The sequence below is a fragment of the Nocardiopsis alborubida genome (genome assembly GCF_012396365.1).
In the GTDB taxonomy this organism is placed as follows: domain Bacteria; phylum Actinomycetota; class Actinomycetes; order Streptosporangiales; family Streptosporangiaceae; genus Nocardiopsis; species Nocardiopsis alborubida.
Genome location: NZ_JAAXPG010000015.1, coordinates 65,081 through 86,753, shown reverse-complemented (window position 1 = coordinate 86,753; position 21,673 = coordinate 65,081). Strand labels below are relative to the sequence as shown.

At 74.9% G+C, this 21,673-nt stretch carries 18 protein-coding genes; 15 read left to right on the top strand and 3 right to left on the bottom strand.

Translation table 11 applies throughout. From position 1 onward, the window contains the following. Nucleotides 1-238: 238 nt before the first annotated feature. From HGB44_RS16905 to HGB44_RS16835, 15 genes are all read left to right on the top strand, one after another. Nucleotides 239-1,252, top strand: a complete 1,014-nt coding sequence (locus tag HGB44_RS16905) for a Gfo/Idh/MocA family oxidoreductase (RefSeq protein WP_061079096.1) — start codon at nt 239-241, stop codon at nt 1,250-1,252. Then, entirely contained in the window at nt 1,236-2,225 is a 990-nt protein-coding gene (locus HGB44_RS16900) for a sugar phosphate isomerase/epimerase family protein (RefSeq protein WP_061079097.1), read from the top strand. The genes HGB44_RS16905 and HGB44_RS16900 overlap by 17 nt, the downstream gene beginning before the upstream one ends. Next, the gene (locus tag HGB44_RS16895; protein ID WP_061079098.1) at nt 2,222-3,505 is read left to right on the top strand and encodes a M20/M25/M40 family metallo-hydrolase; all 1,284 of its coding nucleotides are present in this window, start codon (nt 2,222-2,224) and stop codon (nt 3,503-3,505) included. The genes HGB44_RS16900 and HGB44_RS16895 overlap by 4 nt, the downstream gene beginning before the upstream one ends. Nucleotides 3,506-3,617: 112 nt before the next feature. Then, entirely contained in the window at nt 3,618-4,751 is a 1,134-nt protein-coding gene (locus HGB44_RS16890; RefSeq protein WP_061079099.1) for an Ldh family oxidoreductase, read from the top strand. After that, complete coding sequence (locus HGB44_RS16885; RefSeq protein WP_061079100.1) at nt 4,748-5,677, top strand: Gfo/Idh/MocA family protein; 930 nt, start codon at nt 4,748-4,750, stop codon at nt 5,675-5,677. The genes HGB44_RS16890 and HGB44_RS16885 overlap by 4 nt, the downstream gene beginning before the upstream one ends. Beyond that, the gene (locus HGB44_RS16880; protein WP_061079101.1) at nt 5,674-6,162 is read left to right on the top strand and encodes a DUF6917 domain-containing protein; all 489 of its coding nucleotides are present in this window, start codon (nt 5,674-5,676) and stop codon (nt 6,160-6,162) included. Before HGB44_RS16885 ends, HGB44_RS16880 begins: the two co-directional genes overlap by 4 nt. A 159-nt stretch (nt 6,163-6,321) precedes the next feature. Beyond that, nucleotides 6,322-6,849 carry an EF-hand domain-containing protein gene (locus tag HGB44_RS16875; protein ID WP_061079102.1) on the top strand — a complete coding sequence of 176 codons (528 nt, stop codon included), beginning with the start codon at nt 6,322-6,324 and terminating at the stop codon, nt 6,847-6,849. A gap of 83 nt (nt 6,850-6,932) precedes the next feature. Further along, a complete protein-coding gene (locus HGB44_RS16870; RefSeq protein ID WP_061079103.1) occupies nt 6,933-8,138 on the top strand; it encodes a DegT/DnrJ/EryC1/StrS family aminotransferase in 1,206 nt (401 codons plus the stop codon). Continuing rightward, nucleotides 8,135-9,286 carry a DegT/DnrJ/EryC1/StrS family aminotransferase gene (locus tag HGB44_RS16865; RefSeq protein ID WP_061079104.1) on the top strand — a complete coding sequence of 384 codons (1,152 nt, stop codon included), beginning with the start codon at nt 8,135-8,137 and terminating at the stop codon, nt 9,284-9,286. Before HGB44_RS16870 ends, HGB44_RS16865 begins: the two co-directional genes overlap by 4 nt. After that, complete coding sequence (locus HGB44_RS16860) at nt 9,283-10,269, top strand: UbiA family prenyltransferase (RefSeq protein WP_061079105.1); 987 nt, start codon at nt 9,283-9,285, stop codon at nt 10,267-10,269. The genes HGB44_RS16865 and HGB44_RS16860 overlap by 4 nt, the downstream gene beginning before the upstream one ends. Further along, nucleotides 10,266-11,636, top strand: a complete 1,371-nt coding sequence (locus HGB44_RS16855) for a protoporphyrinogen/coproporphyrinogen oxidase (RefSeq protein ID WP_061079106.1) — start codon at nt 10,266-10,268, stop codon at nt 11,634-11,636. The genes HGB44_RS16860 and HGB44_RS16855 overlap by 4 nt, the downstream gene beginning before the upstream one ends. Continuing rightward, a complete protein-coding gene (locus tag HGB44_RS16850; protein WP_061079107.1) occupies nt 11,633-13,294 on the top strand; it encodes a class I adenylate-forming enzyme family protein in 1,662 nt (553 codons plus the stop codon). The genes HGB44_RS16855 and HGB44_RS16850 overlap by 4 nt, the downstream gene beginning before the upstream one ends. Continuing rightward, on the top strand, nt 13,291-15,366 hold the full coding sequence (locus tag HGB44_RS32475; RefSeq protein WP_269458460.1) for a CoA transferase: 2,076 nt from the start codon (nt 13,291-13,293) through the stop codon (nt 15,364-15,366). The genes HGB44_RS16850 and HGB44_RS32475 overlap by 4 nt, the downstream gene beginning before the upstream one ends. Beyond that, nucleotides 15,363-17,867, top strand: a complete 2,505-nt coding sequence (locus tag HGB44_RS16840; RefSeq protein ID WP_061079108.1) for an AMP-binding protein — start codon at nt 15,363-15,365, stop codon at nt 17,865-17,867. The genes HGB44_RS32475 and HGB44_RS16840 overlap by 4 nt, the downstream gene beginning before the upstream one ends. A gap of 355 nt (nt 17,868-18,222) precedes the next feature. Continuing rightward, complete coding sequence (locus HGB44_RS16835) at nt 18,223-18,696, top strand: SRPBCC domain-containing protein (RefSeq protein WP_082768229.1); 474 nt, start codon at nt 18,223-18,225, stop codon at nt 18,694-18,696. Between the two features lie 30 nt (nt 18,697-18,726). Here the strand turns inward: HGB44_RS16835 and HGB44_RS16830 are convergent, their stop codons facing one another. The 3 genes from HGB44_RS16830 to HGB44_RS16820 are packed head-to-tail and all read right to left on the bottom strand — an operon-like array spanning nt 18,727 to nt 21,622. After that, nucleotides 18,727-20,850 (bottom strand): ATP-binding protein, encoded by a 2,124-nt coding sequence (locus HGB44_RS16830; RefSeq protein ID WP_231972278.1) that lies wholly within the window; start codon nt 20,848-20,850, stop codon nt 18,727-18,729. Beyond that, the gene (locus HGB44_RS16825) at nt 20,847-21,407 is read right to left on the bottom strand and encodes a DUF6879 family protein (protein ID WP_061079110.1); all 561 of its coding nucleotides are present in this window, start codon (nt 21,405-21,407) and stop codon (nt 20,847-20,849) included. The genes HGB44_RS16830 and HGB44_RS16825 overlap by 4 nt, the downstream gene beginning before the upstream one ends. Continuing rightward, entirely contained in the window at nt 21,404-21,622 is a 219-nt protein-coding gene (locus HGB44_RS16820) for a hypothetical protein (protein WP_061079111.1), read from the bottom strand. The genes HGB44_RS16825 and HGB44_RS16820 overlap by 4 nt, the downstream gene beginning before the upstream one ends. Nucleotides 21,623-21,673 lie beyond the last annotated feature (51 nt).

Sequence of the window (21,673 nt, the reverse complement as noted above, 5' to 3'; positions counted from 1 at the left end):
TGCGGCGCTCCGGCCGCGCCACGGCCGCAGGGGAGAAAACACCACGAAAGGGCGCATTACCTTCTTGTCTTGCGGGTGGCAACATGCCCGTTTCCGAGTTTTCGGACCCAGGAACATGTTCTCTTCTTTGACGCTTTCGGCGCGATGTCCGAGTGTGGTGGAGAAGCGTGTATCCGCTGCGTTCCAGGGTTTGGCAGCGCACCGCCGTGAAAGAGGAAGGGAAAGGTGCCCGTACGTTATGCTCCACACCCTCATCGTCGGCCTGGGCAGATCGGGAGAAGGGCTGCACCTGCCGTCGCTGGCCAAGGCGCGGGCCCAGGCCCCCGCCCTGTTCGCCCCGGGGCCGGTGGTGGGGTTCGACCCGTTCCGGAGCCCCGTCGAGGGGATCCTCACGGTCGACTCCCTCGAGGAGGCGGCCCGCTGCGCGCCGCCCCCGCGCACCGTGGTCCACCTGTGCACGCCGCCGCACCTGCGCTCCGGGCCGCTGGAGCACCTGGCCCGCCTCGGCTACCGCATGGTCGTCGTGGAGAAGCCGCTGGCACTGGACCTGGTGGACCTGGCCGCCGTCGCCCGGCTGCGTCGGCGCTGGGACCTGGACCTGACCGTCACCACCCAGTGGCTGGACAGCGCGCTCACGCGGCGGCTGCGCGCCGCGGTGCGGGGCCGCGTCTTCGGCGGCCTGCGCGCCATCACGGTCCTGCAGAACAAGCCCCGCTTCACCCGCACAGCCGAGGCGCCGGGCCACCCCACCGCCTTCGACGTGGAGGTCCCGCACGCGCTGGCCGTGGTGATCAGCCTGGCCGGGGGAGCGGACGTCGCCGCGGCCTCCCTGGAGGACATGGTCACCGACCAGGTCCGGCTGCCCGGACTGGGCCGTGCCCGCCTCGACCTGGCGCACCACGGCGGGGTGCGCAGCCGGATCGACTCGGACCTGACCTCCCCCGTCCGCGAGCGCCGCATCGCGCTGGAGTTCGACCGCGCCGTGCTCACCGGCCACTACCCGTGCAGCGCGGCCGACCACACCGCCCAGCTGTCGGTGGACGCCACCGGACACCGGGCCTCCCACTCGGTCTTCACCGACGACGCCCTCCCCGCCTTCCTCCGCGCCGCCTACGCCCGCTACGCCCGCTCCTTCCGCGGCCCCGGCACGCTCCCGGTCCAGGTCGAGGCGGTCCGGCTGCTCACCGAGGCCAAGGGGCTGTGCGCGGCCGACGGCCGCAGGCAGGAGGTGGGCAGTGCCGTCAGCGCCTGAACACACCCCTCCGCCGCTCGCCGGCATCGGCGACGAGGCCGCACCCGACCTCGGCGGGCAGCTCGCCGCCCTCGCCGAACTCGGCTGGAAGCGCCTGGAACTGCGCACCGTCGACGGGACCGCGGTGGCCGCCCTGGACGAGCGGACCTTCGACCGCGCCGCCGGACGGATCCGCGAGGCCGGGACCGACGTGGTCGCCGTCGCCTCCCGCATCGCCGACTGGTCCAGGCCCGCCACCGGGGACTTCGCCCCCGACCTGGCCGAACTGGACGTCCTGGCCCGGCGTTGCGCGGCGCTGGACACCCGGCTGGTCCGGATCATGTCCTACCCCCGGGACGGGCTCCCCGAGGCCGAGTGGGGACGGCGCGTCCGCGCCCGCCTGCGCGAACTGGCCCGCCGGGCCGAGGACGCGGGCCTGGTGCTGGTGCACGAGAACTGCGCGGGCTGGGCCGGGGACCGCGCCGACCGCGCCCTGGAGCTGCTGGCCGAGGTGGACAGCCCGGCCCTGCGGCTGCTGTTCGACACCGGAAACGGCGTCGCCCACGGCTACCGCGCCCCGGAGATGCTGCGCGACCTCCTCGACCACGTGGCGCACGTCCACGTCAAGGACGCCGTCACCGCACCCGACGGCGGGGTCGACTACGTCCTGCCCGGGCACGGGGAGGCCGGAACCGCCGAGTGCCTGCGGCTGCTGGCCGCGCACGGCTACGCCGGGACGCTGTCCATCGAGCCCCACCTGCACCTGCGCCCGCACCTGCGGGCCTCGGGCGCCGACCCCGGCCGCGGCGACCGCTCCGCCTTCGTCGCCTACGGGCATGCCCTGGAGGACCTCGTGGCCCGCACCTGGCACACCGGTGGGCGGATCCGGCGCCCCGGGGGCGCGGCTCGCCATGCCGAGGACGACGCCCACCGCGCCGGGGACGGGGTCCCCCGTGCCGGAGACGGCGTCCGCCGCGCCGAGGGGGTCCGGTGACCGCCGCACTCACCCCCGCCGACCGCGACCTGCTGCTGCGGCTGCTCGAACTGCCCACCGCGGGCCCGCTGGAGACCGGACCCGACGGGCCCCCGCCGCTCCTGCGCGAGGCCCAGCTCCTCTACGCCCGCGCCGCCGCCGGAGCCGGGTTCGGCGTCGTGCGCCACGCCCCGGCCGACCCCTCCGACATGGACCGACCGGACGTCCCGGCCCCGGTCCGCGAGGCCCTGACCCGCCCCGGCTTCCTCGACTGCCAGCCCAGCCTCGTGCTGCGGCTGGGCCCCGATCTGCCCGCCGAGCGCACCGTGATGTTCAACGTGCACCTGGACACGGTCGCCGGGCGGCAGCCGGTCGGCTTCGACGGCGAACGCTTCCACGGGCGCGGCGCCATCGACGCCAAGGGCCCGGCGGTGGCACTGCTGGCCGGGGTGCGCGCCGCACGCGAGCGCGACCCGGCCGTCGGCCGCGACGTCGCGGTGCTCGTCCAGGCCGTGGCCGGGGAGGAGGGCGGCGCCATGGGCACCCTCGGCACCCGGCCGCTGGTCGAACGCGGCCACACCGGCCGCCTCAACGTCTTCTGCGAGCCCACCCGGATGCGGTTCCTGCCACGCAGCACGGCGGCGATGACCGCCCGGATCTCGGTCCGCGGGGACGACGCGATCGACGACCGCCCGCACACCGGGCACAACGCCTCCGTCCTGCTGGGCTACCTGGCCCAGCACCTGGGCCGCGCCCTGGACGCGCACGCACGCTCCGGCGCGGTGTGCCTGGCCGGGCTGCACACCGGCACCCTGCACAACAGGGTCTACGGCAGCGGGTCGCTGCTGTTCAACCTCTCCTACGGCGACGCCGCCGCCGGACGCGTCCTGGAACGCGCCCTGACCGACGCTCTCGACGGGGGACTGGACGCCTTCGCCAAGGACTTCGCCGACACCGCGCTGTTCGCCCGCACCGCCGCCGACGCGCGCGCCCTCACCCGCCTGGAGTGGACCAAACGCGGCCTGCCCGCGCTGGACGACCGCGCCCCCTGGGGGCACGCCCTGCTGCGCCGCGCCGGAATCGCCCCGTGGCCCGCGGACGAACCCGCCTTCACCTGTGACGCGATCTGGATGTCCGGGGTCGCCGGAGCCCACACCGTGGTGCTGGGCCCCGGCGACCTCGCCGCCAACAACGCGCACGCCGACGGCGAGTTCGCGCGCGTCGACGAACTCGACGGGTTCGCCGACGCCGTGGCCCGCGTCCTGGCGGCCTTCACCGACCAGGCCCTGCGCCGGGACTGAGCCCCGGCACCGCACACGAGACCCGCAGAGCCCCACCCCCGCACGAGACCGAAGAGGAAGGCGACGAGGACATGCGCGCACGCTCCACCCCTCCGCACCCCCGGGAGGCCCGGTGAACAACGCGGCCCCCACCCAGGCCCCGCCGCGACACGGGACCGTGCGGGTGCGCCACGACGACCTGGTCGCGTTCGCCGCCGGGGTGTTCGCCGACCGCGGCCTGCCCCCCGGCCGGGCGGCCGAGGCGGCGCGCGCGCTGTGCCACGGCGACCTCACCGGGCCGCGCTCGCACGGCCTGGCCAACCTGACCCGCCTCTACCTGCCGCTCCTCGACGAGGGCAGGGCCGACCCCGCCGCCGAGCCCGGCGTCCTCGCCGACCTCGGCGCCGCCGTGCTCTGGGACTCCCGGCGGGCCCTGGGCCTGTGGGCGGCGAGCGAGGCCATGGACCTGGCCGCCGAGCGCGCCGCGCGCCACGGCATCGGACTGGTGTCCGTGCGCGGCGCCACCCACCTGGGCTGCGCCGGGTACCACGCGCTGCGCGCGGCCGAACGCGGCATGGTGGGCCTGGTGGCCAGCAACTGCGGACGCCAGCGCATCGCCCGCCCGCCCGGCGGCGCGGTCGCGATGCTGGGCACCAACCCGCTCAGCGTCGCCGCTCCGGCGGGTGGGCACCCCCCGTTCCTGCTCGACATGAGCACCACGGCCGCGCCCACCGGCCGGGTCCGCCAGGCGGCCCGGGAGGGCCTCACCCTGCCCGAGGGCCTGCTGTGCGACGACACCGGGGCGCCCGTCACCGACCCCGCCGCCTTCGACGCCGGGCGCGCGCACCTGATGTGGCTGGGCGGCGACGCGGGACGCTACAAGGGCTTCGGCCTCGGACTCATGGTCGAGGTGCTCTCCGCGCTGGTCCCGGGAGCGGGGACGGGCCCGCACCCCGACGCCCTCGACGGGGACGGCGGCCCGAGCGGACGCGACGACGACATCGGCTTCTTCGTCGCCGCGATCGCGCCCGACGCCCTGCGGGAGGGGGCCGCCGACGACGCGCGGGAGCTGTTCGGCGCGCTGCTGGACTGCCCGCCCACCGACCCGGACGCGCCGGTGCGCTACCCCGGCTGGCACGAGTACCACCGGGCGCGCGAACTGCGCCTGGCGGGCGTGCCGCTGGAGGCGGCGCTGTACGCCGAACTGGCGGAGCTGGCCGACCGGACCGGCCTGCCCTTCGAGGCGATGCGGGAGGAGACGCGATGAGCGCCCCGCTGCGCACCGGGCTGGTCGGCCTCGGCGTGATCTCCCGCTTCTACCTGGAGGCCCTGCGCACCGCGCCCGGCCTGGACCTGGTCGCGGTGTGCGACCGCGACCCCGGAGTGCTCGCCACCCACCCGGTCGGTGCGCGCGGCTACACCGACCACGTCCGGATGCTGGACGAGGCCGGGCTGGAGGCGCTGGTGGTCACCGCGCCCAACGACGCCCACGCCCCGATCTGCGCCGACGCGCTGCGGCGCGGGGTGGCCGTGTGCGTGGAGAAGCCGCTCGCACTGGACGCCGTCCAGGGGGAGGTGCTGGCCGGGCTCGCCCGGGACCGCGACACGGTGCTGTTCACCGCCTTCCACCGCCGGTACAACTCCGCGCTCGCGCGGCTGCGCCGGGACCTGGCCGGGCGGCGGGTGGAGGAGCTGACCGTGCGCTACCTGGAGCGGATCGAGGAGCACGCCGGGACCGACACCTGGTACCTGGACCCGGACCGCTGCGGCGGCGGGTGCGTCGCCGACAACGGACCCAACGCCTTCGACCTGGTGGAGTGGCTGCTCGGCCCCGCCGAGGCGGTGTCGGCGCACGTCACGCGCGACGCCGCGGGCACCGACCGCCGGGCCGAGGTCGTGCTGCGCGCCGCGGGGGCGCGCGCCCGCGTCCTGCTCGACTGGTCCCACCCCGGCGAGCGCAAGGACGTCGAGGTGCGCATCGACGGGGCGGTGCTCGCGGCGGACATGCTGGAGGGCCACCCCGGGTTCAAGGACTCCCTGTGGCACGAGTACGTGGGCGTGCTCGCCGAGTTCGAGCGGCGGGTGCGCGGCGGCGTGGTCGAGGACCCGGGCGGGCCGTCCGCGCTGCGGCTGGTCGGGGAGGCCTACCGCCTGGCGGAGGCCGCGGAGCCGGTGGGGGAGGGAGCGCGATGAACCCCCGTGAGGACGGTCCCAAACGGGACGTCACCGCGACGCTGGTCAAGGTCCTGGTGCACCGCAGGAGCGAGCGGGGCATGCGGCTCGAACCCCACGCCAGCCGGTGCGTGCGCGCGGGGGAGGTGCACGAGCTGGTCGCGACCGACCACACCGAGACCGCCCCGGGGGCCCGGATCGACCGGGTGGGCTTCCTCGGGTTCGCCGAGATCACCGGCGCCGGGGTGGTGGACCGGGGCGACGAGGTGTGGATCGGCCCGCGCCGGGTGGGGACGGTGCTCGGCTTCGACGGCTGCCACCTGCCCAACCACTACAACGTGCTCATCCGCGCCGACCCGCTGCCGACCGGGCGGGACCTGGGGCTGGCCGCGGGCGAGGGCCTGGTGTTCCGCCAGGGGGCGCCGGTCACCGCGGACCCGGTCGCCGAAACGCTTTCCGAGGAATCTGGTATTTGCCGAAAAATGTCCGATATAAAAAATACATAGCACTCCCTTATTCTCCTGAACCCCTTTTGTGGTGCTCACTCGCAGGCTAATATTCTGGGTGTGGGGAGAGTTCGGCCGGACTCGGTCGGAGGGTCCTTTCCTCTGCTCGAAGAGAGCATCGTACGTCTGTTTTTCCATATGGATCGAGAGGGAAAATCAATGACGACCGCAACCAAGGCCAACAGCCGCCTCGAAGAGCGTTTCCGCCTCTGGGACGCCAACGGCAACGGCTCCATCGAGCGCTCGGACTTCGAGGCCGAGGCGAACGACATCGTCTCGCGCCTGGGAGCCGAGGGCACCGCCCAGGGCAACGAGCTCAAGGCCGCCTACCTGGCCATGTTCGACCACCTGGCCTCCGCCGCCGGCACCCAGCAGATGAGCCGGGAGCAGTTCGTCCAGGCCGCCGAGCAGGAGATCATCAGCAAGGGCGACGCCGGCTTCGCCTCGGTCGTCCAGCCGACCATCCAGGCCATCGTCAACGTGCTCGACGTCAGCGGTGACGGCGAGATCAGCCCGTCCGAGATGCAGAAGTGGTTCGCCGCGATCGGTCTCCAGGGCGCCGAGGCCGACCGTGCCTTCGCCGAGCTGGACACCGACGGCAGCGGCAAGCTGTCCACCACCGAGCTGGTCGACGCGGTCCGCGACTACCACCTCGGCCGCAACGACATCCCCCTCCTCGGGAGCTGAGCCCCCCGTCCCGGCCGCGGCAGGCCGCCGCGGCCGGGACCATCCCCCGCGCCCCCCCTTCCGCAGCGTAGAAACGTGGAGAAGTGAAGAGAACGCTCGCGCCCCCCGAAGCGGCGCCCTCGGGGAGAACGCGATTTCCCGTACCCTTTTTCGACCAGTCCCAGAGCTTCGGAGAACTGTGGCCGAACATTCGTGACAACTGCCTCCGGGTCATGGACCGGGGAAAGTTCTCGCACGGGGCCATGGTCGCCGAATTCGAGGACGCGCTGGCCCGCTGGACCGGCGCCCGGCACGTGGTCGGCGTCAACTCCGGAACCGACGCCCTGGTCATCCTGCTGCGCGCCGCCGGACTGCGCCCCGGCGACGAGGTGATCGTCCCCGCCTACTCCTTCGTCGCCACCGCCAGCTCCGTCGTGCTCGCCGGAGGCGTCCCGGTCTTCGCCGACATCGAGGAGCACGGGTACGGCGTCGACCCGGCCTCGGTGGACGCGGTGGCCACCCACCGCACCCGGATGGTCATGCCGGTCCACCTGTTCGACCGCCTGGCAGACATGGAGGGCGTGCGCGAGGTCGCCCGGCGCCGCGGCCTGACCGTGCTGGAGGACAGCGCCGAGGCCATCGGCATGCGGCTGCACGGCGTGCACGCCGGACTGCTCGGCACCGGCGGCGTGCTGTCCTTCTTCCCCTCCAAGACCCTCGGCGCCATCGGCGACGCGGGCGCGCTGCTCACCGACGACGACGACGTCGCCGAGACCGCGCGGGCGCTGCGCCACCACGGCCGCTCCGGGCACACCCTGGACGACTTCCCCGGCATCGCCAACCCGACGGTCGTCGCGGGCTGCAACAGCAAGATGGACGACCTCCAGGCCGCCGTGCTGCTGGCCAAGCTCTCCCGGCTCGACGCCGACATCGCCCGCCGGGCCGAGCTGTCCGCGCGCTACGACGCCCGCCTGCGCGACCTGCCAGGGATACGCGCCGTGCCCGGCGCCGTCGCGCCCCACCCCGGCGGCAACCGGGTGGTCTACGTCCACCTCGTCGAGGCCCGGGACCGCGACGCCCTGGTCGCCCACCTGGCCGAGGCCGGGATCGGCACCGAGACCTACTATCCGATCCCGCTGCACCTCCAGCCCTGCTTCGCCCACCTGGGACACGCGCCGGGCGACTTCCCGCGCGCCGAGGCGGCCTGCGAGGCGGCGGTGGCCCTCCCGCTCTACCCCGACCTGACCGACGCCCAGGCGGACCGGGTCTGCGAGGAGATCGAGGACTTCTGCGTTCGGAGGCACGGATGACCACGGCGGCCGCGCACCGCATCCCCTTCTTCGCCCCCGACCTGTTCGACGACGACCGCGACGTCCTGCTGGAGGCCGTCCACGCGACCGGCACCGGCAGCGCGCAGAAGTTCATCCTCGGCGAGCGCACCGCCCGCCTCGAACGCCAGCTGCGCGACCGCCTCGCCGCCGCCGACGTCGTCGCCTGCTCCAGCGGTACCTCCGCGCTCACCCTGGTCCTGGCCGCCATGGAGGTCGGCCCCGGCGACGAGGTGGTGGTACCGGCCTTCGGCTGCGCGCCGCTAGCCAGCACCGTCATCGAACGCGGCGCGCGCCCGGTCTTCGCCGACGTCGACCCGGTCTCCCTGACCCTGGACCCGGACGCGGCCGAGGCCGCCCTCACCGCGCGGACCAGGGCGCTCATGCCCGCGCACGTGTTCTCGATGATGGCCGCCATGCCCCGGTTCCGGGAGCTGGCCGACCACTACGGGCTGCGCCTGGTCGAGGACTCCGCGCTGGCCCAGGGCGGAACCCTCGGCGGCCGCCCCGCCGGGCTGTGGGGGGACGCCGGGGTCTACTCCTTCGTCCAGGTCAAGACCTTCGGCATGCCCGGAGAGGGCGGCGTGGTGGTCACCGGCGACGCCGAACTCGCCGTACGCGTGCGGATGCTGCGCAACCACGGCCAGGACGGCACGCACCGCTTCCTGCACCACCGGATCGGCCACAACAGCCGCTTCGACGAGGTGATGGCCGGGTTCCAGCTGCACCGGCTGGACGGGCTGGAGGCCCGGCTCGCGCGCCGGGCCGAGATCTCCACCTACTACTCCACCCGGTTCGCGCAGCTGGCCGGAGCCGGGATCACGGCGCCGCCCACGGGCGGCGACGGGCGCTGCCACTACGTCTACACGCTCCTGACCGAGCGGCGCGACGAGCTGCGCACCCACCTGGCCGCGCACGGGGTCGACACCCACGTGTACTACCCGCGCGCCCTGCCCGCCCAGCCCGCGTTCGCCCCGCACACCCGGGCCGCGGCCCGCTGGCCCAACGCGGAGTCGGCGGCCCGGCGCAACATCTCCCTGCCGCTGTACCCGCACCTGGACGACGCCCAGGTGGAGCACATCGCCGACACCGTGTGCGCGTTCGCCGACCGTTCCCGGAGAACCAGATGACCGACCACACCGCCGCGCCCCCCGCCGGACCGCCGACCGCGGCCGCGCCGCCCCGGGGCACCCCGGCCGCCTACGCGCGGCTGGCCAAGCTCGACATCTACGACTACTACATCGGCCTGCCCCTGGTCCTGGTCATGCTCGCGCCCGCGCTGCGCTGGGAGCCGGACACGCTGGGGCTGCTCCTGCTCATCCTGCTCGCCGAGGTGGCCGTGGTGGCCGCCATGGTCGCCTTCGACGACGTCACCGGCTACCGGGACGGCAGCGACGCGGCCAACTACGGCTCGGACGCGGCCCGCCGCCGGCTGGCCCGCAAACCCCTCGTCGCCGGGACGCTCACCGAACCGCAGGCGCTGCGCTTCGCCTGGGCGGCGACCGCGGTGAGCGCCCTGCTCTGGGGACTGGTCGTCCTGGTCGCCCCGCACCAGCCCGCCTGGGCGGTCGGTCTGGCCGCCCTGTGCGTGGTCGCCTCGGTCCAGTACTCCTGGGGCCTCAAGATCAGCTACCGGGGCTTCCAGGAGGTCTTCCTCATCGGCCTGGGCGTGGGCTGGGTGCTGGTGCCCTACGGACTGCTCACCGGCGAGCTGAACGGCTTCGTCGTGGTCCAGGCCCTGCTGTTCGGCTTCGGCCCGATGCTTTTCGGCCTGTACTCCAACACCAACGACGCCGCGGGCGACCGCGCCGCCGGGCGGATCACCGTGGCCGCGCTGGTGCCCAGGCGCCTCAACGCCGCCTTCATCGTCGCGGCGACCGCGGCCGAGAGCGCGCTCATCACCGGCTCCACCCTGGCCGGGATCTCCCCGTGGTGGTTCCCGCTCGTCCTGGCCCCCGTCCTCCTGATGCGGGTGGCCCAGCTGTTCATCGGGTTCGTCCGGGGCGACATCCTGCGCGCCCGCCGCCTGGCCATCCACACCCACCGGGTCACCGTGGTCCTGCTCATCGCCGCCCACCTGCTGGCCCCCGTGCTGCTGGGAGCCGCCGTATGAGCGAGGGGCTCGACGTCGCCGTGGTCGGAGCGGGCCCCGCCGGGCTGGCCACCGCCCACGCACTGGCCCGCGCTGGGCGCTCGGTACGCGTCCTGGAGGCCGACGAGGCCGTGGGCGGGCGGATGCGCACCCTGCGCGAGCACGGCTGCCTCATCGACACAGGCGCGGAGATGCTGCCCCCGGCCAAGGCCTACCCGGCCACCTGGCGGCTGATCCGCGAGGTCGGCCTGGACGCCGACCGCGGCGCGGTGCCCCGCATCCGCGGCGCCCTGGCGTCCTGGCGCGAGGGCCGGGCCCGACCGCACGTGGGACGCCCCCTGGGCCTGCTCACCGGCGCCGGGCTGTCCCCGCGCGCACGGGCCGACCTGCTGCGCCTCCAGACCCGGCTGGCCCGCCTCGGACTGGACCCCGAACACCCCGAGCGCTCCCCGCTGGGTGCGCGCACCCTCGCCGAACTGCTCCGCCCCTACCACCCCGAGCTGCGCTACCGGCTGATCGGCGCCCTGGCCGCCGGGTTCTTCGGCTGGGACCCCGAGCACACGGCGGCCGCGCCCTTCGCCGCGCACCTGGTCTCCGCGGGCAGCAGCGCCCGCTGGCGCACCTACCGCGACGGCATGGACACCCTCGCCCGGTTCCTGGCCGACCGGCTCGACGTGGTCACCGGCCATCCCGTGACCGGTGTGTCCGCGGGCCCCGACGGGGTCAGGCTGGACTCCCCGGCGGGCGCGGTCACCGCCCGCGCGGCCGTGCTGGCGGTGCCCGCCCCTGTCGCGGTGGGGCTCCACCCCGGCGCGTCCGGCGTCGAGCGCGCCTACCTGGAGGCCTGCGAGTACGCGCCCATGCTCCGCGTCTCCCTGGTCCTGGACCGCCCGATGGAACCGCCCGGGGCGCGCGGCGGCTTCGCCACCCTGGTGCCCGCCCTGGAGGACCCGCTGCTCAACGTGGTCACCGCCGACCACAACAAGCACCCGGGCCGGGTGCCGGCCGGACGGGGCCTGGTCTCGCTGGTCGCCTCGCCGCGCGGCGCCGCCGAACTCCTCGACGCCTCCGACGCACTGGTGGCGGAGCGGCTCACCGCCCGCGCCGAACACCTGCTGCCCGGCCTGTCCCGGCACGTCGAGACCGTCCGCGTGCACCGCTTCCGCCACGGCCTGCCAGCCGCGGGGCCGCGCGCGCTGCGCGAACGCTCCGCCTTCGTCGTCCGCCCGCCCGCCGCCGTGGACTACGCCGGGGACTGGATCTCGCTGCGCCCGTGCAGCGAGGGCGCGGTCTCCTCCGCGGCCACGGCCGCCGCGCGGGTCCTGGCCTTCCTCGCCTCGACGGCCCAGACCCCCGTTCCCACCTCCAGTGAGGACCGACGACCATGACGCTGTTCACCCGATCCCTCCACCTGGGCACCCTCTTCGACGACCTGGCCGCGCGCGGCTCCGCGACCGCCGTGCACCTGAGCAGGCCGCTGGACATCGCCCCCGGCCTGGGCACCGAGCTGGACGTGCCCCGGGTGGCCGAACTGGTGCGCGAGGCGGCCGGATGGCTCGCCGCGGCCGGTGTGCGGCCCGGCGACCGCGTCGCGATCGCCAAGCGCAACCACTGGGACTACGTACTGCTGAACTGCGCCGCGGCCCGGCTGGGCGCGGTGCCCGCCTCACTGTCGGCGCACCTGGAGCCGGACGCTCTGGAGGTCCTGCTCAAGCGGCTGGACCCGGCGCTGCTGGTCACCGACGCCGCCCTGCTCGCGGCGTCCCGGGAGGCGGGGGCCGACCCCGCCGTGCACGCGGCCCGCACCCTGGTCGTCGACGGCCCGGCGGGAGCCGAGGGTCCGGCCGGGGACAGGGCTCCGGTCGGGGGCACGGGCCCGGCCGGAAGCGTCGTGCACCTCGACGACGTGCGCGGCACCGACGCCCCGCCGCCGCGCAGGCCGCACCTGGACGCGCCCCTGGCGATCATGCACACCTCCGGCACCACGGGCGTGCCCAAGCTGGTCCCGCACTCCACCCGCACGATCATGCGCCGCCTGGCCGGGTTCGAGGCGCACCGCTGGCCCGTGCTGGGCAGCCGCCCCGACGACACGGTGACCGGCGCCTACTCCTTCGCGCACGGGCGCGCCCTCGCCTGGACCGCCAGCGTGCTGTGGCTGTCCCCGGGCGCGCTGTCCGTCGTCACCGGCGCCGACTGGGCCGAGGCCGGGCCGCTGCTGGAGCGGTACCGCCCCACCACCCTGGAGGCCGCCCCCGCGGTCTTCGCGCGCTGGCAGGGCCGGGCCGAGCGGGAGGGCGCCCCGTTCGACCGGGTGCGGCTCTACGTCAGCACCTTCGACGCCGTGCACCCGCCGACCGTGCGCGCCTTCCTGGGCGCCACCGGCCACCGGCGCCCGGTGTGGATGCAGGGCTGGGGCCAGAGCGAGACCGGGCCGCTGACCTTCCGGTTCCTCACCCGGCGGGCGCTGGCCGCGGAGAACGAGCGCCACCCGACCACCCGCGACCTGGGCCGTCCCGTCCCCACCCGCACCAGACTGCGCGCGGTCGACCCGCGCACCATGCGCCCCGTCCCGGCCGGGACGCCCGGCCTGATCTTCTGCCGCACCGAGGCCCTGTGCCTGGGCTACGTCGGCGAGGAGGGCCGGTGGCGGTCCAAGCTGGTGGGCGAGTGGTGGAACACCGGCGACATCGGTGTCCTCAGCCGCACCGGCGCGCTGCGGCTGGTGGACCGCGAGGTGGACGCCCTGCGCGAGGGCGGCTGCCTGGAGGTGGAGGACGTCGTGGACGACCGCCTGCCCGAGGTGCTGGAGTGCGTCGTCCTGAGCGTTCCGGACGGGCCCCCGGTACCGGTGGTGGCCACCGAGAGCGGGGGGCTGGACATCGTGGCCTGGCGCGGCGCCGTCGCCGACCTGCCCGAACTCGCCGACCCGGTGGCGGTGACCTGGGACGAGCTGCCGCGCACCGGCACCGGCAAGGTTCGCCGCTCCGTGCTGCGCGACCACCTGGGCCTGCGCCCCGACACCTGCGGGACGGGGAAGTGGACGTGACCGTGGCACCGGTGGACGCGGCCGTGCTCCCGCTGACCGGAGCCGCCGCGCGGGCGGTGGGCGACTCGGTCGCGCTGCGGATCGCGGCTGCCCGCCTGGAGGCGCTCGGCTGCGCGGTCTCCCGGGTCGGCGGGTCCCCGCCCAGGCAGGCGCCGGCCGGGTGGATCGGCCTGGTGGCCGTCCCCGGTGAGTGGGGTCCGGGCGGGAACGGCCTCGGCGGGGGAGGCCTGGCCGGGGGCGGCTCCGGCGGTGGGGACCGGCGGGGAGGGAACCCGGGCGGAGAGGGAACCCGGGTGCTGCCGGTACCGGTCGGCTGCGCCATCGGCTGGTCCGGGCCTGTCGCGGTCCCCATGGCGGGGGAGCGCGGCGTCCAGGCCGCCTGCGGGCTGGCGCACCTGCACGGCCGGGCCCACGGGGCGCCCAGGTTCCTGGGTGTGGACTACGCGTCGGTGTGCGCGGGGGTGCTGGCCGCGCAGGCGGTGGCGGCCTGCGCGCTGGCCCTGGCGCGCGGCGGTCCGGCGCTGTCCGCGTCGGTCTCCGCGGCCCAGGCCGCCCTGCTCGCGGCGGGACCCTACGTCGCCGCGGCCACCGCGCCGGAGCGGGGGGTTTCGGCGGGCGGTGCGGGGCCGTTCGGTCGGGAGGTCCCCGACGCGCGCGACTCCGTGCCCGCGACCGTCCCGCCGTTCCGCTCCGCCGACGGAGCGCGCTTCGAGATCGAGACCCTGGACGCCGAGGTCTGGCTGCGGTTCTGGACCGGTCTGGGCGCCGCCCCGTCCGCGATCGCCGCAGGGTGGCCGCCCTTCCAGCGGCGCTTCGCCACCGCGGTGTGCCCGCTGCCGCCCGAACTGCCCGCCGCGATCGCGGCCGTGGACCTCGCCCGGGTCCGCCTGGCCGCCCGGCACGCGGGCATGAGCCTGGCCCTCGTCCGCGACGTCCGGGACGCCGAGGAGCCCGCCCCGGCCTCGGAGTGGCGGCTGCGAGCGCAGGACGACGCCGACGTCCCGGTTTCCGCCCTGGCGCCGCTCGGACCCGAGGCCGCCGCGCCCCTGGCCGGACTGCGGGTGGTGGAGGCCACCAACCGCGTGCAGGGCCCGCTCGCCGGACTGCTGCTCGCCATGCTCGGCGCCGAGGTGGTGCGGGTCGAACCCCCGGGCGGCGACCCCATGCGCGGGGTGGCGCCGATGGCGGGGGACCGCTCCGCCCGGTTCCTGGCCCTGAACCGGGGCAAGGGCGCGGTAGAGATCGACCTCAAGACCGCCGCCGGGCGCCGGACCGCCCGGGACCTGGCCGCCACGGCCGACGTCCTGCTCTACAACTGGCCGCCCGGCCGCGCCGAGGGGTTCGGTCTGGGCCCCGACGACCTTGCAGGCCCCGCCCCCGGCCTGGTCCACGTGCACGCGGACGGGTGGGGCGGCCGGGCCCCCGAACCCGGCGCGCTGGCCACCGACTACCTGGTCCAGGCGCACGGCGGGGTGGCCGACCTCCTGGCCGGGCCCGGCCAGGAGCCCGCGCCGTCCCTGCTCACCCTCACCGACGTGCTCGGCGGGATCCTCGCCGCCGAGGGTGCGCTGGCCGCGCTGCTATTGCGCACCCGCACCGGGGCCGGGGTCCGAGCCCGGACCGCCCTGTCGGACGCCGCCCGGCTGCTGCGCCGCGCCGGACGCGGCACCGCGCCCGGGGACCGGAGCTCCACCGCGCCGGAGCGGGGGAGCGGCACCGCGCCCGAGCGGTGGGGCGGCACCGCGTCCGGAGGCCGGGGTGGTCCCGTCCCCGTGGAGGACCTGGCGGCGATGGCCGCCGCACCGGCGTTCGCGGCGGCCTTCGACACGGTCGGCGGCGCGTCCTGCGTCCGGGCCCCGTGGGGTTTCGCGCCCGCCGCCGACGCGGAGGGCCCACATGACGGTGCCATACGCCGGGGCGCGCCCGTCCGGGATGATCTTGCTCCCAGCGTCACTGTCGGCGCCCACAGTGGCACTAGTAGCAAGATCACCGGCGAAGAGACCCCACGCGCCACACCGTCAACGTCTCCGGACGGCGCCGTGGCCGTCCACACGCCTGCGGAGAACCGATGACCTGGACCTCGTCCAACGGGCTGGAGCTGCGTGACCTCGTCCCGGCCGGCCTGCGCGCCCGGTGGACCGCGCGCGGCTGGTGCCCGAACCGGGACCTGTACACCCTCTTCCACGCGCACGCGCTCGCGCACCCCGGACGCGACGCCGTCATCGACGACCGCGGCACGCTCGACTACGCCGGGCTGGACGCCGCCGTGCGCCGCGCCGCCGCCGCGCTGGCCGCCGGCGGAACGGGGGAGCGGGACGTCGTCGGCGTCCTGCTGCCCAACGGACGCGAGGCCGTCGTCGCCGAACTCGCCGTCGCCGCAGTCGGCGCGGTCGCGCTGCCCGTCCCCGACGGCCGCTCCCCGGCCGACGTGCGCAGCCTGCTGGCCCGATCCCGGGCCGCCGACCTCGTCACCACCCCGGAGCGGGCCGAACGGATCCGCCGCACGGACCTGCCGCGCCTGCGCCGGGTGTGGTCGTTCGGCCCGGCCCGCCCCGGGACGCGCAGCCTGGACCGGCCCGACGCCGGGACGGTCCGGGACTGGCGTCCCGCGCGGCCCGACCCCGAGTCCCCGGCCCGGATCCTGGTCTCCTCCGGCTCGGAGGGCGAACCCGGCATGGTCGCCTACAGCCACAACGCCATGGCGGGCGGCCGGGGCAACTACGTGGCGGCCCTGCACACCGGACCCGGTCCCATGCGCAACCTGGTCCTGGTCTCGCTGGCCTCCTCGTTCGGTTCCTGCGGGGTGCCGGTGACCCTGGCCCGGCTCGGCGCGACACTGGTGGTCCTGCCCCGCTTCGACCCGGCCGCCGCGCTGCGCGCGATCGAGCGGCACCGCCCCACCCACCTGATCGGGGTGCCCACCATGCTGCGGCGGATCGCCGCGCTGCCCGAGCGGGCCGACACCTCGTCCCTGCGCGCGGTGGTGGCCAGCGGCGCCCCGCTGCACCAGGAGGTCCGCGACGCCTGCGCCGCCCGCTTCGCGCGGCCCGTGGTCAACGTCTACGGCTCCACCGACGGGGTCAACTGCCACACCGGCCGTCGCCCCGAGGCGTGGGAGCCCGGCCTGGCCGGGCACCCCGCCCCCGACGTGGCCGAGGTGAGCATCCGCGATCCGCGTGGACTCCCGGTCGCGGAGGGGGAGACCGGCGAGATCTGGGCCCTGGGCCCGATGACACCGCTGTGCCGTGTCGCCGCGCCCGAGCTGGACGCCGAACGGCGGGCCCCGGGCGGGTGGGTGCGTACCGGCGACCTGGGCCGGCTGGACCCCGACGGCGCGCTGCGGGTGGTGGACCGCCTGCGCCGGACGGTGATCCGGGGCGGCGTCAACATCTTCCCGGCCGAGGTGGAACGCGAACTCGGCGCCCACCCCGCCCTCGCCGAGGCCCACTGCGTCCCCGTCCCCGACCCCGACCTGGGCGAGCGCGTGTGCGCCTGCGTGTCCCCCGCCGAGGGGTCCGCCGCGCCATCCCCTCAGGAGCTGATCGCCTTCCTGCGCGACGAACGCGGCCTGGACGTCCGTGCGCTGCCCGAACACGTGGTCGTGCTGCCCGAACTGCCGCTCGGTCCGACCGGGAAGGTGTGCACGGCCACCCTGACCCGCGTCGCGGCCGAGGCCGTCGCCGAGCACCGCCCGCCGTCCCGACCCGCCGGACCGACCCGGCCGGCCCCGACGATCCGACCGACCGACCCGACACCGAAGGGGGAACCGGTGACCGACACCGCCGCCGAGGACCAGCGCTACGTCTTCGACAACCACAGCGAACACGCCTTCGACCAGCACCGCTTCCTGGCCGCCGCCTACGACCCGATGACCACCGAACGCCTGGAACAGACCGGTGTCGGGCCGGGGTGGAACTGCCTGGAGGTGGGGGCCGGGGGCGGCAGCGTCGCGCTCTGGCTGGCCGACCGGGTCGCCCCGGGGGGGAGCGTGCTGGCCACCGACATCAAGCCCGAGCGCATCCCCGCCGCCGAGGGCCTGGAGGTCGTCCGGCACGACGTGGTCCGCGACCCGCTGCCCGAGGCCGCCTTCGACCTCATCCACTCACGGCTGGTGCTGCTGCACATCCCGGAGCGGATCGCGGTCCTGGACCGCCTGGTGCGCGCCCTCAAGCCCGGCGGCGTGCTCCAGCTCGACGAGTTCGACATCACCTACGGCCCGGCGCTGCTCATGCCCGACGCCGGGTCCCAGAAACTCTACGAGGAGTTCCAGGAGGCCAAGACCAGGCTGATGATCCGCGCCGGAGCCGACCCGGCCTGGGGCCGCAACGCCGCCGAGGCGATGCGCCGCGCGGGCCTGGTCGACGTCGACCCCCGGCCCCGGCTGGAGCTGTGGGAGGCCGGATCGCCCGGCGTGCACCTGATCGCGCACCACACGCGTCATCTGCGCGACGCCTTCGTGGACGAGGGGATGACCGACGAGCGGCTCGCCCAGGTGCGCGCGCTCCTGGCCGACCCGTCCTTCCGGGCCTGCTCCTGCGCGATCTACTCGGTCCAGGGCCGCCGTCCCCGTTAGCGGGCTGGCCGCGCGCGTGTGGCGGACCCGGGACCGTCCGGCACCGGCGCCCCGCACCCTCCCGGAGCTGGCCGTACGTGTGAGGGGTCCGGTTCGGGAGGCCCCCGTCGTGCTGCCCCTGGCGCGTCCGCCAGCGGGTGTCGGATGTGGACCGGCCGGAAACGTTGCTGATGTGGCACGAGTGCTCTGAACTGCGATGGTCTTGTACTTATGGCGAGTCCGGAGCACCGAACCTCGCTATAAGCACAAGATCACGCGTGCATCCGGGCCGGGCCGGGCTGGGGCGCACACCGCCTGTCGGCGGTGGCGGCTAGGTTGCCCGTGTACGGAAACACGGGTTCGAGGAGGGGCGGCCATGGCCAGAACACCGGGGCGAGCCGACCGCGGGAGCAGGACCGTCCGAGCCTCGGCGGCGGCGGTCTACGCGGCGATGACCGAACCGGACGCCCTCGCGGCCTGGCTGCCGCCGGAGGGCATGACCGGCCGGGTCGACCGCTTCGAGCCGTGGCCCGGAGGCGGTTACCGCATGGTGCTGACCTACCTCGACCCGGAGTCGGGGCACGGCAAGACCTCGGAGACGGAGGACGTCACCGAGGTCGCCTTCGCCGAACTGGTGCCCGGGGAGCGGGTCGTGCAGCGGATCGACTTCGAGTCCCAGGACCCCGACTTCGCCGGGACGATGACGATGACCTGGACCCTCACCACGGCCCCGGAGGGCACCCTGGTCACCGTCGAGGCCGCCGACGTGCCCCGGGGCATCGACCAGGCCGTCCACGAGGAGGCCCTCGCCTCGTCCCTGGCCAACCTCGCGGCCCACGTGGAGCGGTGAGGCACCCGCTGCGGCGGGCGCCGTGAACCCTCAGCCGTCGCTGGTGAGACGGTCCAGGCGCTCCTCCACCTCCCGCGCGCGGGGGTCGCCGTGGTCGCGCAGGTACTCCAGGGCCGCGTTCCACACCTCGCGAGCTGCGGCGGCGTCGCCCAGTTCGGCCCGGGCGTCGCCCAGACCCAGCAGCGCGACCGCCCGGCTGTCCCGGTCGTCTCGCTCCTCGAAGACCCGGACGGCCGCCTGGTACTCCGCGACGGCCTCGGCGGCACGCCCCGAACCGGTCAGGCTCCGGCCCAGCGTGCACCGTGCCCACGCCACGCTCCAGTCGGCGCCGATGGCCTCGAACGCCTCGATCGCCGCTCGGCCGTGGCTGAGAGCCTCGTCGAACCGGCCCAGGTCCGTGCCGAAATCGGCCAGGCTGAGCAGCCCCATCGCCTCGCCGCGCCGCTCGCCCGCCTCGCGGAAGACCGCGATGGCCCGCTCGACGTGTTCGGCGGCGGTTCCGTCGCGCTCGCCGCGCTGCCAGGCCACCACTCCCAGCTGACGCAGTGCGAAGCCCTCCACCCACGGGTCACCGGCCTCCCGGTTGGCCTCCAGAGCGGACCCGTAGTGCCGCACGGCCGCGTCGAGGTCGCCCAGCAGCCACTGGGCGTCGCCCATGCCCAGGTGGTTGCGGGCGAGCCCGAAGGAGGAGCCCGCGCTCCCGGCTGCCTGGAGACCGACCGCGTGCAGGTCGCGCCACTCGTGCCAGTGCCGGTGCAGTTCGAACAGCCCGTACACGCTCGCGGGCAGCCGCCAGGCGGTGTCGTGGCGGCCGTGGTCCAGGGCGGCCCGCACCACGGCCAGGAGGTTCGTGCGCTCGGTCTCGAACCAGGCCAGTGCCTCACCCACCGAGCCGAAACCGGGTAGCTCCTCGGGCTGCCCATCGCCCGGCACGGCGGGGAAGTTGGGGTGTTCCACGAGCTGCGCCCGTGCGGCGGCGTGCGTGTACCACCGGGCCACCCGTCCGACGGCCTCACCCGCCGCCCCCGGTTCCTCCTCGGCGCGGACCCGCTCGACCGCGTAGAGCCGCATCAGGTCGTGCAGCCGGTAGCGGTCCGCGCGCGGCCGTTCCACGAGGTTCGCCCGGACGAGGCGCTCCAGGAGCCTTCGGGCTTCGGCTCGCGGGGTGCCGGTGAGTGCGGCGGCGGCTCCGGGGGAGAACTCCGGTCCCGGGTGCAGGCCCAGGCGCCGGAAGAAGCGGGCGGTGTCGTCGTCCAGGGCCTGGTAGGAAGCCGTCATCACGGCGCGCAGGTCAGTCAACTCGTCCTCCTCGGCGAGGGCGTCCAGACGGGACTCCTCGGCGGCCAGTTCGTTCACCAGGTCGCTCAGCGCCGCGTCCGGCCGGTCGAGCAGCCGCTCGGCCGCCACCCGCAGGGCCAGGGGGAGGCGCGCGCAGTGCTCAGCCAGCTCGTGAGCCGCACGCGGTTCGGAGTCCACCCGCGTTCCGACTGTGTTCCGCAACAGGGCCACCGAGTCGACCACGGGGAGGACGTCCAGGGCCAGACGTCGGGCACCCTCGCGTGCGATCAGACCAGGCAGGGTGCTTCGGCTGGTGACCACGACCATGCAGCCAGGCGAGGCGGGAAGCAGGGGGCGGACCTGTGCTGGGTTGAGTACGTCGTCGATGACGACCAGGAGACGCTTGCCATCGACCTCGGACCGGTAGAGGGCTGAGCGGCCGTCCAGGTCCAGGGGAATGCGTTCGGGAGGAACGCCGAGCGCTCGCAGAATCGCATCGAGTGCTTGTGAGGCTTCGGCACGTGGACCGGGAGCGTGCCCGTGCACGCTGGTGTACAGATCCCCGTCGGGGAAGAGGTGCCGCGCTCCGTGCGCCCAGTGGACGGCCAGCGCGGTCTTGCCAACGCCCGGTGGTCCGGCCAGCACCGCGACTGAGACGCCTGTCGCTGACTCCCGTGCCAATGTGTCCAGTTGCTGTAGGTGCGCGGTGCGGTCCACGAAGCCGGTGACCGCCAGTGGCAGCTGGCGCGGTAGGGAGATGGGCCTGGCAGGCCCGGAGACGATGTGGACGTCGCCGTGCACGACGCCCGCCTGCACCAGCGCTTCAGGGCTGCCGTGCACGGTGTTCGTGGCCTGGTGGTGATCAGTGTCTGTCACAGGGGGCGCATGTCTGCGTCGAAACGTTTTTCGTACTCAGGAAAGGGGGTGGACAGGTGCAGGGCCCGGTCACGTACCGCGTTGGCCCGAACGATCTGCTCGGGATCGGTCACCAGTTCGGGGGTGAGCATGGTTCCGTCGGGCGCGTAGTGCATCTTCACCAGTTGCTCGGAGTCGAACAGCCAGTAGTCGGACCGGGGAATGTCCTCTGGCCAGGAATCCTCGCTTACGGGCAGGATGTTGACGTCCTCTCCTGCATTGACGTTGGAGCGGTAGCCCCATACACACTCGAACCGCAGGTAGTCCGTCAGAGGTTCGACGACGACGTGGACACGGCGGAACCGTCGTCCGCTGCCGACGATGCGGGCCCAGTCACCATCAGATTTGGTAGCGATGGCTGCTCCGTCGTCCACGAAGCGACGAAACGCCTCCTGCTCGTAGCCGACGTCGTAGACCTGGAGGGTTTCCAGCCGGAAGGCCGTGTAGCGGCATTCCTCGAAGAAGCGGTCGAACTCCTCCTCGCCGACGGGCCGGGAACCCCTGCTCTCAGGGGTCATACACCCCTCCGCTGGTAGCGTTCGACGGCAGCGAGGACGATCTCGGGAGAGATCCGAACAGCAGTTTCACCCGGTAGGGGGTTGGCCAACTTCGCGAAGTCGGCATCGTCGAGGCCAGCACCCTGAACGACGAAATCGCCCGTGTCGCTGATGTAGACGGAGGGGCATCCCTTGTCGGCTGACTTGTCGTCCTTGGCGAGCAGTTCCAGTTCCATGGCTCTCCGTTCGGGCCTCCCAGGAGCGTTCCTCGGGCCTCGAAGCTAACA

What these genes read in the sequence shown, in the direction of transcription:
- HGB44_RS16905 (WP_061079096.1), top strand. Translation starts at nt 239, where the DNA reads ATGCTCCACACCCTCATCGTCGGCCTGGGCAGATCGGGAGAAGGGCTG.
- HGB44_RS16885 (WP_061079100.1), top strand. Translation starts at nt 4,748, where the DNA reads ATGAGCGCCCCGCTGCGCACCGGGCTGGTCGGCCTCGGCGTGATCTCC.
- HGB44_RS16880 (WP_061079101.1), top strand. Translation starts at nt 5,674, where the DNA reads ATGAACCCCCGTGAGGACGGTCCCAAACGGGACGTCACCGCGACGCTG.
- HGB44_RS16875 (WP_061079102.1), top strand. Translation starts at nt 6,322, where the DNA reads ATGACGACCGCAACCAAGGCCAACAGCCGCCTCGAAGAGCGTTTCCGC.
- HGB44_RS16865 (WP_061079104.1), top strand. Translation starts at nt 8,135, where the DNA reads ATGACCACGGCGGCCGCGCACCGCATCCCCTTCTTCGCCCCCGACCTG.
- HGB44_RS16860 (WP_061079105.1), top strand. Translation starts at nt 9,283, where the DNA reads ATGACCGACCACACCGCCGCGCCCCCCGCCGGACCGCCGACCGCGGCC.
- HGB44_RS16855 (WP_061079106.1), top strand. Translation starts at nt 10,266, where the DNA reads ATGAGCGAGGGGCTCGACGTCGCCGTGGTCGGAGCGGGCCCCGCCGGG.
- HGB44_RS16850 (WP_061079107.1), top strand. Translation starts at nt 11,633, where the DNA reads ATGACGCTGTTCACCCGATCCCTCCACCTGGGCACCCTCTTCGACGAC.
- HGB44_RS16840 (WP_061079108.1), top strand. Translation starts at nt 15,363, where the DNA reads ATGACCTGGACCTCGTCCAACGGGCTGGAGCTGCGTGACCTCGTCCCG.
- HGB44_RS16835 (WP_082768229.1), top strand. Translation starts at nt 18,223, where the DNA reads ATGGCCAGAACACCGGGGCGAGCCGACCGCGGGAGCAGGACCGTCCGA.
- HGB44_RS16825 (WP_061079110.1), bottom strand. Translation starts at nt 21,407, where the DNA reads ATGACCCCTGAGAGCAGGGGTTCCCGGCCCGTCGGCGAGGAGGAGTTC.
- HGB44_RS16820 (WP_061079111.1), bottom strand. Translation starts at nt 21,622, where the DNA reads ATGGAACTGGAACTGCTCGCCAAGGACGACAAGTCAGCCGACAAGGGA.